Source organism: Agrococcus lahaulensis DSM 17612 (genome assembly GCF_000425105.1).
In the GTDB taxonomy this organism is placed as follows: domain Bacteria; phylum Actinomycetota; class Actinomycetes; order Actinomycetales; family Microbacteriaceae; genus Agrococcus; species Agrococcus lahaulensis.
In genome coordinates this window covers 57930-74028 of the sequence record NZ_AULD01000005.1, presented here as the reverse complement: position 1 = coordinate 74028, position 16099 = coordinate 57930, and the positions used below count along the sequence as shown (strand labels likewise).

The 16099-nt window shown below is 71.3% G+C and carries 15 protein-coding genes, 1 tRNA gene and 1 pseudogene; 13 read left to right on the top strand and 4 right to left on the bottom strand.

Annotated features, from left to right (window positions below):
• Positions 1 to 86 precede the first annotated feature (86 nt).
• The 8 genes and pseudogenes from H508_RS0100660 (at position 87) to H508_RS13690 (ending at position 6431) form a co-directional block, all read left to right on the top strand.
• Positions 87 to 159, top strand: a tRNA-Trp gene (locus H508_RS0100660).
• A gap of 68 nt (positions 160 to 227) precedes the next feature.
• Positions 228 to 494, top strand: a complete 267-nt coding sequence (gene secE / locus H508_RS0100655) for a preprotein translocase subunit SecE (protein ID WP_026372630.1) — start codon at positions 228 to 230, stop codon at positions 492 to 494.
• 120 nt (positions 495 to 614) lie between these two features.
• Positions 615 to 1220, top strand: a pseudogene (gene nusG, locus H508_RS13695) (transcription termination/antitermination protein NusG); the annotation flags it as partial.
• A 78-nt stretch (positions 1221 to 1298) separates the two neighbouring features.
• On the top strand, positions 1299 to 1730 hold the full coding sequence (gene rplK, locus H508_RS0100645; RefSeq protein WP_021009780.1) for a 50S ribosomal protein L11: 432 nt from the start codon (positions 1299 to 1301) through the stop codon (positions 1728 to 1730).
• Between the two features lie 80 nt (positions 1731 to 1810).
• Positions 1811 to 2500: a 50S ribosomal protein L1 gene (rplA, locus tag H508_RS0100640; protein ID WP_026372629.1), complete on the top strand. Its 690-nt coding sequence runs from the start codon at positions 1811 to 1813 to the stop codon at positions 2498 to 2500.
• Positions 2501 to 2765: 265 nt separating this feature from the next.
• Positions 2766 to 4382, top strand: a complete 1617-nt coding sequence (locus tag H508_RS0100635) for an ABC transporter substrate-binding protein (RefSeq protein ID WP_156905982.1) — start codon at positions 2766 to 2768, stop codon at positions 4380 to 4382.
• Between the two features lie 109 nt (positions 4383 to 4491).
• Positions 4492 to 5496 carry an ABC transporter permease gene (locus H508_RS0100630; RefSeq protein ID WP_026372627.1) on the top strand — a complete coding sequence of 335 codons (1005 nt, stop codon included), beginning with the start codon at positions 4492 to 4494 and terminating at the stop codon, positions 5494 to 5496.
• 14 nt (positions 5497 to 5510) lie between these two features.
• A complete protein-coding gene (locus tag H508_RS13690; RefSeq protein WP_051222702.1) occupies positions 5511 to 6431 on the top strand; it encodes an ABC transporter permease in 921 nt (306 codons plus the stop codon).
• Between the two features lie 732 nt (positions 6432 to 7163).
• Here the strand turns inward: H508_RS13690 and H508_RS0100620 are convergent.
• Together H508_RS0100620 and H508_RS0100615 are read right to left on the bottom strand one after the other, a co-directional pair.
• Positions 7164 to 8810, bottom strand: coding sequence for an ABC transporter ATP-binding protein (locus H508_RS0100620; protein ID WP_026372626.1), 1647 nt, complete (start codon positions 8808 to 8810; stop codon positions 7164 to 7166).
• Between the two features lie 37 nt (positions 8811 to 8847).
• A complete protein-coding gene (locus H508_RS0100615; RefSeq protein WP_026372625.1) occupies positions 8848 to 9801 on the bottom strand; it encodes an NADP-dependent oxidoreductase in 954 nt (317 codons plus the stop codon).
• A 58-nt stretch (positions 9802 to 9859) separates the two neighbouring features.
• Between H508_RS0100615 and H508_RS13685 the strand changes: the two genes are divergently transcribed.
• On the top strand, positions 9860 to 10609 hold the full coding sequence (locus H508_RS13685) for a DUF998 domain-containing protein (protein ID WP_084154877.1): 750 nt from the start codon (positions 9860 to 9862) through the stop codon (positions 10607 to 10609).
• A gap of 2 nt (positions 10610 to 10611) precedes the next feature.
• Here the strand turns inward: H508_RS13685 and H508_RS0100605 are convergent, their stop codons facing one another.
• Entirely contained in the window at positions 10612 to 11355 is a 744-nt protein-coding gene (locus H508_RS0100605; protein WP_026372624.1) for an alpha/beta fold hydrolase, read from the bottom strand.
• Positions 11355 to 11951, bottom strand: coding sequence for a YqaJ viral recombinase family protein (locus tag H508_RS0100600; RefSeq protein WP_245569414.1), 597 nt, complete (start codon positions 11949 to 11951; stop codon positions 11355 to 11357). The genes H508_RS0100605 and H508_RS0100600 overlap by 1 nt, the downstream gene beginning before the upstream one ends.
• A 64-nt stretch (positions 11952 to 12015) precedes the next feature.
• Between H508_RS0100600 and H508_RS0100595 the strand changes: the two genes are divergently transcribed.
• The 4 genes from H508_RS0100595 to rplJ all read left to right on the top strand — a co-directional run bounded on the left by H508_RS0100595 (position 12016) and on the right by rplJ (position 16078).
• The gene (locus tag H508_RS0100595; protein WP_026372622.1) at positions 12016 to 13005 is read left to right on the top strand and encodes a phosphotransferase enzyme family protein; all 990 of its coding nucleotides are present in this window, start codon (positions 12016 to 12018) and stop codon (positions 13003 to 13005) included.
• Positions 13006 to 13097: 92 nt separating this feature from the next.
• Positions 13098 to 13841: a response regulator transcription factor gene (locus tag H508_RS0100590; RefSeq protein WP_026372621.1), complete on the top strand. Its 744-nt coding sequence runs from the start codon at positions 13098 to 13100 to the stop codon at positions 13839 to 13841.
• Between the two features lie 40 nt (positions 13842 to 13881).
• A complete protein-coding gene (locus H508_RS13680; protein ID WP_211220823.1) occupies positions 13882 to 15369 on the top strand; it encodes a sensor histidine kinase in 1488 nt (495 codons plus the stop codon).
• Positions 15370 to 15559: 190 nt separating this feature from the next.
• Positions 15560 to 16078, top strand: a complete 519-nt coding sequence (rplJ, locus tag H508_RS0100580; RefSeq protein ID WP_021009793.1) for a 50S ribosomal protein L10 — start codon at positions 15560 to 15562, stop codon at positions 16076 to 16078.
• Positions 16079 to 16099: the final 21 nt, after the last annotated feature.

The following is a 16099-nucleotide window of genomic DNA, read 5'->3' as shown; positions in this document are numbered from 1 at the left end:
GAAGTATGCTGTTCCCTTGGTGGTTGACAACCGCCATGATGTCGCACGCCCCGGCCGGTGCTGACAGCATGGCCCTCCACCCGCCCAGGGCGGTGGCGCAATTGGTAGCGCAGCGGTCTCCAAAACCGCAGGTTGCAGGTTCGAGTCCTGTCCGCCCTGCAGAAGGCGCCGGAACGGCGCTTGACTGGCCTCGGCAGCAGCCGGGTCGAACGAACCGAAGGGTCACCGTGGCTGAGAACGCGATCGAGGAGGCACCCCGCACGCGCGCGGGCGGCTCTCGCAACCCGTTCCTGCGCCTGTGGACCTTCCTCAAGGAAGTCCTGGTCGAGCTCCGCAAGGTCGTCACGCCGACGCGCAAGGAGCTGATCCGCTACACGCTCGTCGTGCTGGTGTTCGTGGTGTTCATGATGCTCCTGGTGTCGGGCCTCGACCTGCTGTTCGGCTCGCTCGTGGGCTGGGTCTTCGGCGACATCCCGCTGTTCGGCCTCGCTTGAGCCCGACGCGGAACGTGAAGGAGAAGGTGGACTGTGTCTGACGTCAACGACCTCGACATCGAGCTGAACAAGGCGCTCGACGACCTCGTGCCGGACGAGGCGAAGCCCGAGGAGCCCGCGACCGACCCCTACGAGGACTTCAAGCGCGAGATGCGCCTCAAGCCCGGCAAGTGGTACGTCATCCACTCGTACGCCGGCTACGAGAAGAAGGTCAAGGCCAACATCGCCTCGCGCGCCGAGAACATGCAGGTCGACGGCATCTACGAGATCCAGGTGCCGACCGAGGACGTGCTCGAGACGAAGAACGGCCAGGCCAAGCGCGTCAACCGCGTGCGCGTGCCCGGCTACGTGCTCGTCCGCATGGACCTGAACGAGGACACCTGGTCGGTCGTGCGCCACACGCCCGGCGTCACGGGCTTCGTGGGCAACGCCCACAACCCGGCCCCGCTGCGCTTCGACGAGGCGTTCACGATGCTCAAGCCGATCGCCGACGAGCAGCTCGCCGAGCAGCAGAAGGCGGCGCCCTCGCAGCAGCCGAACCAGGTCACGGTCGAGGTCGACTTCGAGGTCGGCGAGACCATCACGATCACCGAGGGCTCGTTCGCGGGCTTCCCCGGCACCATCAGCGAGATCCAGCCGGCGAGCCGCAAGCTCACCGTGCTCGTCAGCCTGTTCGAGCGCGAGACTCCGGTCGAGCTCGGCTTCGGCCAGGTCAGCAAGCTCTAGTCCCTCTCAAGAGGGCTGGATGCGGTCCCGGGCTCCGAGCGTGCCCGCACGACCGCGACACACCAAGAAGGAAGAGACATGGCACCCAAGAAGAAGGTCACGGGTCTGATCAAGCTGCAGATCCAGGCCGGCGCCGCCAACCCCGCCCCGCCGGTCGGTCCGGCGCTCGGTCAGCACGGCGTCAACATCATGGAGTTCTGCAAGGCGTACAACGCCGCGACGGAGAACCAGCGCGGCAACGTCATCCCGGTCGAGATCACCGTCTACGAGGACCGCTCGTTCGACTTCGTGCTCAAGACCCCGCCCGCCGCGGAGCTCATCAAGAAGGCCGCCGGCGTCAAGAAGGGCTCCGGCGTCCCGCACACCACGAAGGTGGGCAAGCTGACGATGGCGCAGGTCGAGGAGATCGCGCAGCAGAAGCTCGTCGACCTCAACGCGAACGACATCGAGGGCGCGAAGAAGATCGTCGCCGGCACCGCCCGCTCCATGGGCATCACCGTCGAGGGCTGACCTCGGCATCCGAGCCGCTCGGCTCATCAGTGGGAGCGCCGGCCAGGCGCGCACCGCGAACTCTGAACTAGGAGATCCACATGGCACAGAAGTCCAAGGCCTACCGGGCCGCAGCCGAGAAGATCGAGGCTGGCAAGCAGTACACCCCCGCCGAAGCCGTCGCGCTCGCTCGCGAGACCGGCTCGGCCAAGACCGACTCGACCGTCGAGGTCGCGCTCAAGCTCGGCGTCGACCCCCGCAAGGCTGACCAGATGGTCCGCGGTACCGTTTCTCTTCCTCACGGCACCGGCAAGACCGCTCGCGTCATCGTCTTCGCGCAGGGCCCGGCCGCCGAGGCCGCGATCGCCGCGGGCGCCGACGAGGTCGGCTCGGACGAGCTCATCGAGAAGGTGGCCGGCGGCTGGACGCAGTTCGACGCCGCCGTCGCGAGCCCCGAGCTCATGGGCAAGGTCGGCCGACTCGGCAAGGTGCTCGGCCCCCGCGGCCTCATGCCGAACCCGAAGACCGGCACGGTCACCCCGAACGTCGCGCAGGCCGTGACGGACATCAAGGGCGGCCGCATCGAGTTCCGCGTCGACAAGCACGCCAACGTGCACTTCATCGTCGGCAAGGCCTCGTTCTCGGAGGAGCAGCTGCACGACAACATCACCGCCGCGCTCGAGGAGGTCGTCCGCCTCAAGCCGTCGTCCTCCAAGGGCCGCTACATCCAGAAGGCCACGGTCTCCACGACCTTCGGCCCCGGCATCCCGGTGGACGTCACGTCCATCTGAGATCCGTCTCGCTCGAGAGCCCCGCTTCGTTGATTCGGCGGGGCTCTCGTCGTCTCCGGAGGCTGGCGTAGGTCAGGGGCGAGGCGTCGTCACGCAATCGTGACCGCGCCGTGACAATGCTCGCGCCGTCCAGCGGCTAGGTTGGCCCTACGCATGCTCACGGCGGAGCCGCGAGCGCGCGATCAGTCCCTTCCACGAAAGGTCCAAGATCGTGAATCGATCCGCAAAGCGGCGCCTCCTCGCAGGCCTCGCGGGCGGCGCGGCGATGACGCTCGCGCTCACCGGCTGCGTGCAGTCCCAGCGCGACTCCGACACCGACGGCAGCGCTGCCCCCGAGAGCGACGTCAACTCGACGTTCATCTTCGGCGCCTCGGCCGACCCCTCGGGCCTCGACCCGGCCTTCGCCTCCGACGGCGAGACGTTCCGCATCTCCCGCCAGATCTTCGAGGGCCTCGTCGGCGTCGAGCCCGGCACCGCCGACCCCGCTCCGCTGCTCGCGACCGAGTGGGAGTCCGACGAGTCGGGCACCTCCTACACGTTCCAGCTGCAGGAGGGCGTCACCTTCCACGACGGCACCGAGTTCAACGCCGAGGCCGTCTGCGCGAACTTCGACCGCTGGTACAACTGGACCGGCCTCACGGCGACCGAGAGCCTCTCCTACTACTACGGCTCGCTCTACGGCGGGTTCGCCGGCGACGAGAACGCGCTCTACGAGTCGTGCTCGGCCGACGACGAGCTCACGGCGACCGTCAACCTCACGCGCCCGTTCTCGGGCTTCATCGCCTCGCTGTCGCTGCCCGCATTCGCGATGCAGAGCCCGACGGCCATGGAGGAGTACGGCGCCGACGAGGTCGGCGGCTCGGAGGAGGCCCCCGAGTACAGCGAGTACGGCGAGGCGCACCCCACCGGCACCGGCCCGTTCGTCTTCGACTCCTGGTCGCCCGGCAGCGAGGTCGTCCTGCAGGCGAACCCCGACTACTGGGGCGAGCAGGGCCAGGTGCAGGAGATCGTCTTCCGCGTGATCGACGACCCGACCGCCCGCCGCCAGGCGCTCGAGTCGGGCGACATCGACGGCTACGACCTCGTCGCGCCCGCCGACACGGCCGCGCTCGAGGAGGCCGGCTTCAACGTCATGCAGCGCGACCCGTTCACGATCCTCTACCTCGGCATGAACCAGCAGGTGCCCGAGCTGCAGGACGTGCGCGTCCGCCAGGCGATCGCGCACGCGATCGACCGCGAGGCGCTCGTGACGCAGGTGCTCCCCGAGGGCACCGAGGTCGCGTCGCAGTTCATCCCGCCGGTGGTCAACGGCTACAACGAGGACGTCACGGACTACGAGTACGACCCGGCGCGCGCGCAGGAGCTGCTCGCCGAGGCGGGCTTCGCCGACGGCCTGTCGCTGCAGTTCAACTACCCGGTCAACGTCTCGCGCCCGTACATGCCCAACCCCGAGCAGATCTTCACGGCGCTGTCGTCGCAGCTCGAGGCGGTCGGCATCACGGTCGAGCCCGTCGCCGACGAGTGGACGGACTACCTCGACCGCATGCGCGGCACCGCCGACCACGGCATCCACCTGCTCGGCTGGACCGGTGACTACAACGACACCGACAACTTCGTCGGCGTCTTCTTCAACGGCTACTCCAACGAGTGGGGCTTCGAGAACGCCGAGCTGTTCGGCGCGCTGACCGAGGCGCGGCAGATCCCGCAGCCGGAGGACGCGACCGAGGCGTACCAGGAGATCAACGAGCAGATCGCGCAGTTCGTGCCGGGCGTCCCGCTCGCGCACCCGGCGCCGTCGCTCGCGTTCTCCGAGCGCGTGACCTCCTACCCGGCGAGCCCCGTCAACGACGAGGTGTTCAACATGATCGAGCTGAGCGAGTAGCCTCGATCGGTCCACCCCGGATGCCGCGGGCCCTCACCGGCCCGCGGCATCCGGCACGAACGGCCCACCCGCGCCGCCCCGCCACGACGGACGACCAGGAGACCTCCACGTGCTGAGAACCATCGGCAAGCGCCTGCTGCTGCTGATCCCGACCCTGTTCGGCCTGACCGTGCTGCTGTTCTTCTGGGTGCGGGCGCTGCCCGGCGGGCCCGCGGCCGCCCTGCTCGGCGAGCGCGCGACGCCCGAGGCGATCGAGCGCATCAACGAGGCCTACGGCTTCAACCGGCCGCTGCCCGAGCAGTACATCACCTGGCTCGGGCGCCTGCTGCAGGGCGACTTCGGCAACTCGATCGAGACCCGCCGCCCGGTGCTCGAGGAGTTCGCGAACCGGTTCCCCGCGACGGTCGAGCTGGCGGTCATGGCGCTCATCATCGCGGTCGGCATCGGCATCCCGCTCGGCTACTGGGCCGCCCGCCACCACGGCCGCCTCATCGACCACATCTCGGTCGCGGGCAGCCTCGTCGGCATCACCATCCCGGTGTTCTTCCTCGCGTTCATCCTCAAGTGGATCTTCGCCGTCCAGCTCGGCTGGCTGCCCTCGACCGGCCGCCAGGACAGGGGAGTGGATGCGACGCACGTGACGGGCTTCTACGTCCTGGACGGGCTCCTCACGGGCGAGCTCGACGCATCCCTCAACGCCATCGTCCACCTGCTGCTGCCGGCGATCGCGCTCGCGACGATCCCGCTCGCGATCATCGTGCGCATCACGCGCGCATCGGTGCTCGAGGTCGTCAACGCCGACTACGTGCGCACGGGCCGGGCGAAGGGCATCGCGCAGTCGACGATCCGCAACCGCTTCGTGCTGCGGAACGCGATGCTGCCCGTCGTCACGACGATCGGCCTGCAGGCGGGCCTGCTCATCTCGGGCGCGGTGCTCACCGAGACGGTGTTCGCCTTCCCCGGCATCGGCGCGTTCCTCGCCGGCGCGATCTTCGCGCGCGACTTCCCGGTGCTGCAGGGCTTCGTGCTCTTCATCGCCCTCTCGTACGCGCTCATCAACCTGCTCGTCGACATCTCCTACTCGTTCATCGACCCGAGGGTGAGGATCCAGTGAGCGCCGCAGAAGCCATCCCGACCCTCCCGACGCCCGAGGGCGGCGACCAGACGCACGCGCGCCGCAGCGGCAGCTTCTGGGGCGACGTCTTCCGCCGGGTGCGCAAGAACCCTGCCGCGTGGGTCGGTGCCGTCGTCGTGCTCGCGTTCATCCTCGTCGCGATCCTCGCGCCGCTGCTCGCGCCCTACCCCGAGCTCGCGACCCCCGGCCGCGAGTACCTGCGCCCGACGTCGCTGCCCGGCATCGGCGAGATCCCGGAGTTCCCGCTCGGCATCGACCGATTCGGCGGCGACGTCGTCTCGAAGCTCATCTGGGGTGCGCAGGCGTCGCTCATCATCGGCGTGGTCTCGACGCTCTTCGGGCTCGTGGGCGGCATGGTGCTCGGCGCGATCGCCGGCGCGTTCGGCGGATGGGTCGACACCGTGATCATGCGGATCGTCGACATCCTGCTCTCGGTCCCGCACCTCCTGCTGGCGGTCTCGATCGCCGCGATCCTCGGCCGCACGCCGCTCGCGGTGATGATCGCCATCGGCGTCGCGCAGATCCCGATCTTCGCCCGCCTGCTGCGCTCGTCGATGCTGCAGCAGCGCGAGTCGGACTACGTGCTCGCCGCGCGCACGCTCGGGCTGGGCACGGGTCGCATCACGATGTCGCACCTGCTGCCGAACTCGGTGGGGCCCGTCATCGTGCAGGCGACGCTCACGCTCGCGACGGCCGTCATCGACGCCGCCGCGCTGTCGTTCCTCGGGCTCGGCGGCGGCCGGCCCGAGACGGCGGAGTGGGGCCGCATGCTCACCTACGCGCAAGCGGAGCTCGCGATCGCGCCGCAGCTCGCCTTCCTGCCCGGCATCTGCATCATGATCACGGCGCTCGGCTTCACGCTGCTCGGCGAGGCGCTGCGCGAGGCGATGGACCCCCGCACCCGCAAGCGCTGACGCCCTTCACGCGGTGGTCGAGCAGCCGGCGGAGCCGGCGCATCGAGACCGAGCGGGTGCGTCTCGATACGGCCCTGCGGGCCTACTCGACGCCCGTTGGTCGAGTAGCCGGCGCAGCTGGCGTATCGAGACCGAGCGGTTGCGTCTCGATACGGCCCTGCGGGCCTGCTCGACGAGCCGGGGGGTCGGGACCTGTTCGACGAGCGGGGCGCTCACCCGTTGGTCGAGTAGCCGGCGGAGCCGGCGTATCGAGACCGAGCGGCGCGGATGCGTCTCGATACGGCCCTGCGGGCCTACTCGACGAGCGGGGGTCGGGACCTGTTCGACGAGCGGGGCGCTCACCCGTTGGTCGAGGAGCCGGCGGAGCCGGCGTATCGAGACCGAGCGGGTGCGTCTCGATACGGCCCTGCGGGCCTACTCGACGAGCGGGGGTCGGGACCTGTTCGACGAACGGGGCGCTCACCCGTTGGTCGAGTAGCCGGCGGAGCCGGCATATCGAGACCGAGCGGGTGCGTCTCGATACGGCCCTGCGGGCCTACTCGACGAGCGGGGGTCGGGACCTGTTCGACGAACGGGGCGCTCACCCGTTGGTCGAGTAGCCGGCGGAGCCGGCATATCGAGACCGAGCGGGTGCGTCTCGATACGGCCCTGCGGGCCTACTCGACGAGCGGAGGTCGGGCCTACTCGACGAGCGGAGGTTGGGCTCCTCGACGAGCGGGTGGGACGGCGTCGTCAGCTCGCGATCTTCAGCTCGTTGCCGGGGATCGAGGCGAGGAGCTTCCGCGTGTACGGGTCGCGCGGGTTCGTGAAGATCTCCTCGCTCGTCGCGGCCTCGACGAGCCGGCCGTGCTGCATGACCGCGACGTAGTCGCTGATGAGCCGCACGACGGCGAGGTCGTGCGAGATGAAGAGGTAGCTGAGCCCGAGCTCCCGCTGCAGGTCGCCGAGCAGCCGCAGGATCTGGTCCTGCACGAGCACGTCGAGCGCCGAGACCGGCTCGTCGCAGACGATCACGTCGGGGGAGAGGGCGAGCGCGCGGGCGATCGCGACGCGCTGCCGCTGGCCGCCCGAGAGCTCCGAGGGGTAGCGGCGCGCCATGTCGGTCGGCAGCGCGACCTGGTCGAGCAGCTCGCGCACGCGCTGCTCGCGCTCGCGCTTCGAGCCCTTGCCGTAGAACGACAGCGGCTCCTCGATGATCCGCTCGATCGTGAACATGGGGTTGAGCGATGAGTACGGGTCCTGGAAGACCGGCTGCACGCGCTGGCGGAACTGCTTCTGCTCCTCGCGCGAGAGCGAGAAGACGTCCTTGCCCTCGAAGCGGATCGTGCCGCTCGTCGGCTCGAACGCCTTCAGCAGCATGCGCGCGGTCGTCGTCTTGCCCGAGCCCGACTCGCCGACGATCGAGACGGTCTTGCCGCGCGGCACCGAGAGCGAGACGTCGTCGACGGCCTTGAACGGCTCGCGCCGCCCGCGCACGTGGAACTCCTTCGTGACGTTCTCGAACTCGACGATCACGTCGGGCGTGCCGGACGCATCCGCCGTGCCGTGCGCGATGAGGTCCTCGGGTCGCAGTCGCGCCATCGCGACCGACGGCGCCGCCTTGACGAGCGACTGCGTGTAGGGGTGCTGGGGCGACTCGAGGATCTGCCGAGCGGGGCCCTGCTCGACGACGCGGCCGCGGTGCATGACGACGACCCGCTGCGCGCGCTCGGCGGCGAGGCCGAGGTCGTGCGTGATCAGCAGCACGGCGGTGCCGAGCTCCTGCGTCATCTGGCCGATCTGGTCGAGGATCGTGCGCTGCACCGTGACGTCGAGGGCGCTCGTGGGCTCGTCGGCGATGAGCAGCGCGGGTCGGCACGCGAGGCCGATCGCGATGAGCGCGCGCTGGCGCATGCCGCCCGAGAACTCGTGCGGGTAGGACTTCGCGCGCTCGGCGGCGTCGGGGAGCCCCGCGGCCTCGAGCGTCTCGACGACCTTCCGGTCGACGTCCTTGCGATCGGCGAGGCCGTGCGCGAGCAGCGTCTCGGCGATCTGCGACCCGATGCGGGCGACGGGGTTGAGGTTCGACATCGGATCCTGCGGCACGAGGCCGATGCGGCGGCCGCGGATGCTGCGCATCATCGCCTCGCTCGCGCCGACGAGCTCCTCGCCGTCGAGCTTGATGCTGCCGGCGCTCACGCGGCCGTTGCCCTGCAGCAGGCCGATGATCGCCATCGCGGTCGTCGACTTGCCCGAGCCCGACTCGCCGACGATCGCGAGGGTCTCGCCCGCCGCGAGCGACAGGCTCGCCTCGTGCACGGCCGTGACCTGGCCGTCCTGGGTCGTGAACTCCACCTTGAGGCCCGAGACCTCCAGCAGCGGCTTCTTCGCGTCGCTCATCCGACCATCTTGCACCGTCGCAGGCCGGTTCGGCGGATCAGCGCACCTTGAGGACGAGCTTGCCGCGCACGTGCCCGCCCTGCAGCTCGGCGAACGCCTCGTGCACGCGCTCGAGCGGATAGGCACGCTGCACCTCGACGCGCACGTCGCCCGCGTCGATGAGGCGGCCGATGATGCCGAGGTTCGAGCCGTCCGACTCGACCTTGACCGACGAGGCGCGCAGCCCCCGCTCCGCCGCGGCCGCGGCGTACTCGGGCCACGAGCCCGTCGGCACATTGAGGTAGAGGCCGCCGTGCTTGAGCACGTCGAGCGAGCGCGTGCCCGTGTCGTCGGCGACGTTGCCGATGAGGTCGACGACGACGTCGACCTTCTGCAGCGCTTCCTCGAATCGGGCCTGCGTGTAGTCGACGACCTCGTCGGCGCCGAGCGAGCGCGCGAAGTCGACATTGCGCGTCGAGACGGTCGTCGCGACGGTCGCGCCGAAGTACTTCGCGAACTGCACCGCGAAGTGTCCGACGCCGCCCGCGCCGGCGTGGATGAGGATGCGCTGGCCGGCGCGCGCCTTCGCGATGCGCACGACCGCATCCCACGCGGTGAGCGCCGCGCACGGCACCGCCGCGGCCTCCTCGAAGCTGAGCGACTCGGGCTTCGGCGCGAGCGCGAGGCTCGGCACCACGACCTGCTCGGCGTAGGTGCCGCGCGTGCGCCAGTGGTTGGCGATGCCGTAGACGGCGTCGCCGGGCTGGAGGTCGTGCGCCTCGTAGGGCGCCTGCGCGACCGTGCCGGCGACATCGCCGCCCGGCACCCACGGCAGCAGCGGCTCGACCGCCTTCGCCGCGCCCTTGCCGAGCACGGTCTTGAAGTCGATCGGGTTCATGCCCGCGGCGTGCACGTCGACGATCACCTCGGTGCCGAGCCCCCGCGGCGCGTCCACCTCGCCGATCTCCACGCCGTCGGTCGGGCCGAACTCCCGCACCAGCACTGCTCGCATGACTGCCCCCTCCGGTCGCCTCGACGGTACTCCACCCGTGTGACGAGCGGATGTCCGGATGACGTCGGGTGACGGCGCTACAGTCGGGATCGTGCCGCCGCATCGCCGCCTGGACGCCGCCGTCGCGACGCTCGCCGTCGCGGGCCTCCTCGCGGGCGCCGTCGTGATCGGCGACGCGCGCGCGATGTACGAGCGGTTCCTCTACATCTCCGAGCTCGGCGCGCAGTACATGCACTCGGCCGGGCAGTTCCAGATCGGCTTCGGGCTCGTCGTCGCCGGGATCCTGCTCGTCGCCGTCGTCGTGCGCGACGTGCGCACCCGGCTGCCGGTGCTGCGCCGCTGGGCGCCCGCCGCCTCTCTCGTCGTCGCAGGCGCGCTCTTCGCCTTCGCGGCGGCCGTGCCGTGCTCGCCCGGCTGCCCGACGCTCCTCGGGCCGGAGGCCGAGCTGCGCGACTGGGCGCACATCGTCGCAGCCGTGCTCGCCTTCGCGGCCGGCTGCACCGCGATGCTGCAGTTCGCGACCGCCGACGACCGCTGGGTCGCGCGGCTCTCGATCGCCGGCGGGCTCGCGGTCGGCATCATCGCCGCCACGGGCGGCCTCATCTCGCTCGCGGGCGGCAACACCGACGTCGGCTCGACGCTCGAGTTCGTCGCGGCCGGCATCGGCGTGCTGTGGCTTGTCGCGGTGGCGGTGGTGCACTCCGTGCCCGTCCGAGGGGCGGATGCGTCGGCGCCGTCCGCGCGGACGGCCGGCGGTGCCGTGCCGGCCGGGGCCATGCGGCTCGGCGGCGAGCTCGCGCGCGACTGACGTCAGCGGATGCCGACGAGGAAGCTCCCGAGCTGCTCGCGGAACCACGCGAACATGGCGGCCTCGCCGTCGTCTCGCGCGGGCGAGACGAGCATGCGGGCGCCGAGCTCGTCGCGCCACGCCTCGGCGACGTGGAGGGGATGCACGGGGTCGCGCTCGCTCGCGAGCACGACCGTCGGGGCCGGGATGCGCAGCTCACCCGGGCGGTAGGCGGCGTTCCGCGGGATCTCGAGCAGGCGGATGCGCCGCTCGGCCGCGAGCGGCTGGGTGAGCTGCGCCTCGAGGCCGCGCGCGTGCGCGAGCGACTCGTGCGCGATCGCCCGCCAGGCGCCGGAGCGGTGGAGCTCGGCGAGCGCCCGCCTGGGCCGGTGCGACTCGAGCAGTCGGCCGATGACGGGGAAGACCGCGAGGTTGGCGGGCAGCGGCTCGTACGTGAACGCCGGTCGCACGAGCGCGACCCGGTCGAGCGGGAAGCGGCCGGAGCGGGCGATGATGGCGGCGAGCGCCGCGCCGAGCGAGACGCCGACGATCGTCACGGGCGAGCCGTCGCCGACCCGCACGAGCTCGTCGCCGGCCTCCGCGGCGAGCGCCTCGAGCGCGAAGTCGCCTGGCTCGCCGATGCGCGGGTTCGCGCCGTGCGCCCGCAGGTCGGGCGCGAGCACCCGCACGCCGGGCGGCACGGCGCCCGCGAGGTAGTCGCGCATCGCGCTCGAGTCCGACCCGAGCCCGTGGAGCGCGAGCAGCATCAGCGCGCCAGCAGCTGCAGCAGCTGGTCGGCGCGGTCGACGAGCATCGCGATCTCGTCCTCGTCGCGCTCGACCCACTGGTGGCGGGGCGGCCCCACGGGCACGAAGTCGACGTGCTGCTCCCACACGAACAGGGTGCGGTCGGCGCCCAGCACGTACTGCTGCCACCAGATCTGCCGCAAGTAGCTCTTCGGGATCTTCTCGAACGGCCGCGACGTCGTCTTGATCTCGGCGAGCACCGCGCCGTCGTCGCTCACGCAGTCGGGGGTCGCGAGGTGGCGGCGGTCCGGCGCGGCGTGGAAGAGCGCGTCCGAGGGCACGAGCGAGAAGTGGTCGTGCACCCAGCGCGCGATGTGCGGCTCGCGCGCGCGGCCGTGGTCGGTGAACGCGTTGCCGCTGAAGCCGCGCAGGCTCGTCTTCTCGCGCGCGACGGCCGTGATCGAGCGCTGCGTGCTGAGCCGCGCGGCATCGGTCGCGGTCACGCCGCCCGATCGTGCTCGGAGCCACGCGATGCGGTCGCTCGAGTAGGCGAGGATGCGGCTCGTGTGCGACGCGAGGCGGGCCTCGTCGCCGAAGATGTCGAGCTGCAGGTCCACCCCTCCATCCTCCCACCTCGCGCCCCGCCGACCGACCAGCGCGCCGCCGTGGTGGGATGTCGGCATGGGCTACGACGACCTCGACGAGGCGATGCAGGTCGAGGCGCTGCGCCCCGCCGCGCTCGCCGCCGCCGACGCCTTCGGGCTCGAGGTCGCGCGCATGGAGCCCGTGCTGCACGGCTACAACACGACGTTCGCGGTCGACGACGAGCGCGGCCGCCGCTTCGCGCTGCGCGTCGGCACGAACTCGCACAGCACGCCGGCGCACGCCGCGGCGCAGCAGTCGTGGCTCGCCGACATCGCCGAGCGCACCGACGTGCGCGTGCCCGAGCCGCTGCGCGCGCTCGACGGGCGCTGGTCGGTCGAGGTCGACTCGCCCGCGCTCGGCCGCAGCGTGCTCGTGACGATCGCGTCGTGGCTCGAGGGCCCCGATGCGCGCGAGCTCGACGAGGAGTCGGCGCGGCAGCTCGGGCGCACGATGGCGAGGCTGCACGAGCACGCCGAGCACTGGCGCCCGCCCGAGGGATCGAGCCTCCCGCGGCTCGACGCGCCGCTCTTCGGCGACGCCGACCTGCTCTCGGAGGCGCCGGGCCTCGATCCGCGGGAGCGATCCGTGCTCGCCGAGGCGTGGGAGCGCGCGGCCGACGCGTTCGAGCGGCTGCACCGCGGCGCGGCGCTCCGCCCCATCCACGCCGACCTCCACGGCGGCAACCTCAAGTGGCACGGCGGCCGGGTCGCGGTGTTCGACTTCGACGACTGCGGCTTCGGCCTGCCGGTGCTCGACCTCGCCATCTCGGCCTTCTACCTCCGCGGCGGCGACCCCGCGCCCGAGCGCGCGCTCCTGGCCGGCTACGCCGAGCTCGCCCCGCTGCCGGAGGTCTCGCCCGCCGACTTCGAGGCCCTCGTCGCCGCGCGGCAGCTGCTGCTCGCCAACGCGCTGCTCAGCTCGACGACCGCGAGCCTCCGCGCCGAGTCGCTGCCGTACCTGCGCACCTCGATCGGCCGCCTCGAGCAGTGGCTCCGCACGGGCGCGTTCTCGCGCGTCGTGCCGTGACGACGGATGCGTCGGGCTGGGAAAGGAGACGCACAGGATGCGCATAGGCTATGGGGCACCGATGCACAGGGGGATGTGGCGCAATGGTTGGCATGACCGACACCGCTCAGCAGAAGCTGCGGGCGCAGCCCCGCCTCACCCGCCAGGACGGCTCGCCCATCCGCATCGTGGTCGTCGACGACGAGCAGAGCCTCGCCGACCTCGTCGCGATGGGCCTCAAGTACGAGGGCTGGGACGTCAAGACCGCCGCCAACGGCCAGCAGGCCCTGCAGGCGGTGCGCGAGTTCCGCCCCGACGCCGTCGTGCTCGACATCATGCTCCCCGACATCGACGGGCTCACCGTCCTCCAGCGGCTCCGCTCCGCCGGCTTCGACGTGCCCGTGCTCTTCCTCACCGCGAAGGACTCGCTCGACGACCGCGTCGCAGGGCTCACCGCCGGCGGCGACGACTACGTCACGAAGCCGTTCGGCCTCGAGGAGGTCGTCGCGCGGCTCCGGGGCCTCATCCGCCGCACCGCGACCGCCGCCGAGGAGTCGAGCGTGCTCTGGGTCGGCGACCTCATGATGGACGAGGACTCCTACGAGGTGCGCCGCGGCGGCAAGCAGATCGACCTCACCGCGACCGAGTTCGAGCTGCTGCGCTACCTCATGCGCAACCCGCGCCGCGTGCTCTCGAAGGCGCAGATCCTCGACCGCGTCTGGTCCTACGACTTCGGCGGCCGCGCGAGCGTGGTCGAGCTCTACATCTCCTACCTCCGCAAGAAGATCGACACGCTCGGCCCGCCCATGATCCACACGGTGCGCGGCGTCGGCTACCAGCTGCGCGCCGCCGAGTGACGGAGGCCTGCTCGAGGTGAGCCAGTCGCCGCCCGCGTCCGTGGCTCAGCTGGGCAGACGCATCCAGAACCCGTCGTCGTGGTCGCTGCGGCGGCGGCTCCTCGTCGTGGTCGTCGCGCTCTTCGCGCTGCTCACCGCCGCGGTCGCGATCGCGAGCGTCATGACGATGCGGGTCGTGCTCGAGTCGCGCGTCGACGAGCAGCTGCGGGAGTTCTCAGATCGCACGAGCGTTTCGGTCGCGAACGCGCTCGCGACCGGGGAGCGGCCGACGGTCGACCCCCGCGCGACACCCACCGGGGCGCTGCTCGCGATCGAGGACCAGCCGGGCGAGCTCGGCGACAACTTCATCATGAACCGGCTCGGGCAGCGGTTCGCGCTCTCGGAGCGCGACCAGCGGATGGTGCTCGAGGCCGAGACCGATGTCGTCACGAGCGCGAGCCTGCCGAGCTACGGCTCGTACCGGACGATCGCGCGCGAGGTCGGGCAGGTGCGCGTGATCGTCGGGCTGTCGATGGCGGAGGCGAACCAGACGCTCGCGGCGCTCGCGTTCGTCATCGCCGTCGCGGCCGCCGCAGCGCTCGCGCTCGTGCTCGTGCTCGCCGACTCCATCATCCGGCGGGCGCTCCGCCCGCTCACCGCCGTCATCGCGACCGCCGAGCGCATCTCGCAGCTGCCGCTCGCCTCGGGCGACGCGCAGCTGACGAACCGCGTGCACATCGACGACCCCGCCTCCGAGGTCGACCGCGTGCAGGAGTCGATGAACCGCATGCTCGCGCACATCCAGGAGGCGTTCGACGCGCGGGCCATGAGCGAGCGGCGCGTGCGGCAGTTCGTCGCGGATGCGTCGCACGAGCTGCGCACGCCGCTCGCGGCCGTGCGCGGCTACGCCGAGATCACGCGCAAGCACGACGGCGACCTGCGCCCCGACAGCCGCGAGTCGCTCGAGCGCATCGAGGCGGCGGCGCGCCGCATGCAGGCGCTCGTCGACGACCTGCTGCTGCTCGCGCGGCTCGACGAGGGGCGCGAGCTCGAGCGCGCCGAGGTCGACCTGTCGCTGCTCGTGGTCGAGGCCGTCGCCGACGCGCAGGCGGCCGGCCCCGCGCATCCGATCTCCCTCATGCTCCCCGAGGAGCCGGTCGCCGTCCCCGGCGACGCCCTGCGGCTCCAGCAGGTGGTCGCGAACCTGCTCGCGAACGCGCGCGTGCACACGCCCGACGGCACGGCGATCGACGTCACGCTCCGCACCGAGCCGGGGGAGGCGGTGCTCGAGATCGTCGACGCCGGCCCCGGCATCCCCGAGGAGCAGCAGCGCACGGTCTTCGAGCGCTTCGCGCGCGGCGACCGGTCCCGCTCGCGCGAGACCGGCTCGTCGGGGCTCGGCCTCGCGATCGTGCAGGCGCTCGTGGATGCGCACCAGGGCACGATCGCGCTCGAGAGCCGGCCGGGCCGCACGGCGTTCACCGTGCGGCTGCCGCGCATGGAGCCTGCCGACGCGGCGGGCTTGCGCGACGCATCCGTCGTGCCGTAGTCTGATCCCATACCAAAGACCGCTGGTCGTTGGCGCGTGCCCGCAAGGGCGTGCGGCAACCGAAGGCTCGCTCGAGGAGCGTCGTCCCGCGCAGGTGTGAAGTCCCGTCGAGGACCGAGCTCCGTGCGCGTGCGCCGGAGCTCTCTTTCATGTTCGGGCCAGGGCAGCCAGCAACGACGCAAGGAGCACCATGGCGAACAAGGAAGCTGCGGTCGCCGAGCTCTCGAACCTCTTCGAGACCTCGAACGCCGTTCTGCTGACCGAGTACCGCGGTCTCACCGTCGGCCAGCTGAAGACGCTGCGCCGATCGATCAGTGAGCACGCGACGTACGCCGTGGTGAAGAACACGCTCACCAAGATCGCTGCCAACAAGGCTGGCATCGACGCGTTCGACGACTCGCTCGTCGGCCCGTCGGCGATCGCATTCGTGCACGGCGACCCGGTCGCCGTCGCGAAGGAGCTGCGTGCCTTCGCCAAGGCGAACCCGGCGCTCGTGGTCAAGAACGGCTTCTTCGACGGGAACCCGCTCTCGACCGACGACGTCAACAAGCTCGCCGACCTCGAGTCGCGGGAGGTGCTGCTGGCCAAGCTGGCCGGTGCCTTCAAGGCCTCGCTGTTCGGCGCTGCGTACATGTTCAACGCCCCGCTCGCCCAGGCCGCTCGCGCGGTCGACGCGCTGCGGGTCAAGCAGGAGTCCGCGGCCGAGTAAGGCCCGGTCAGTTCCAGAAAC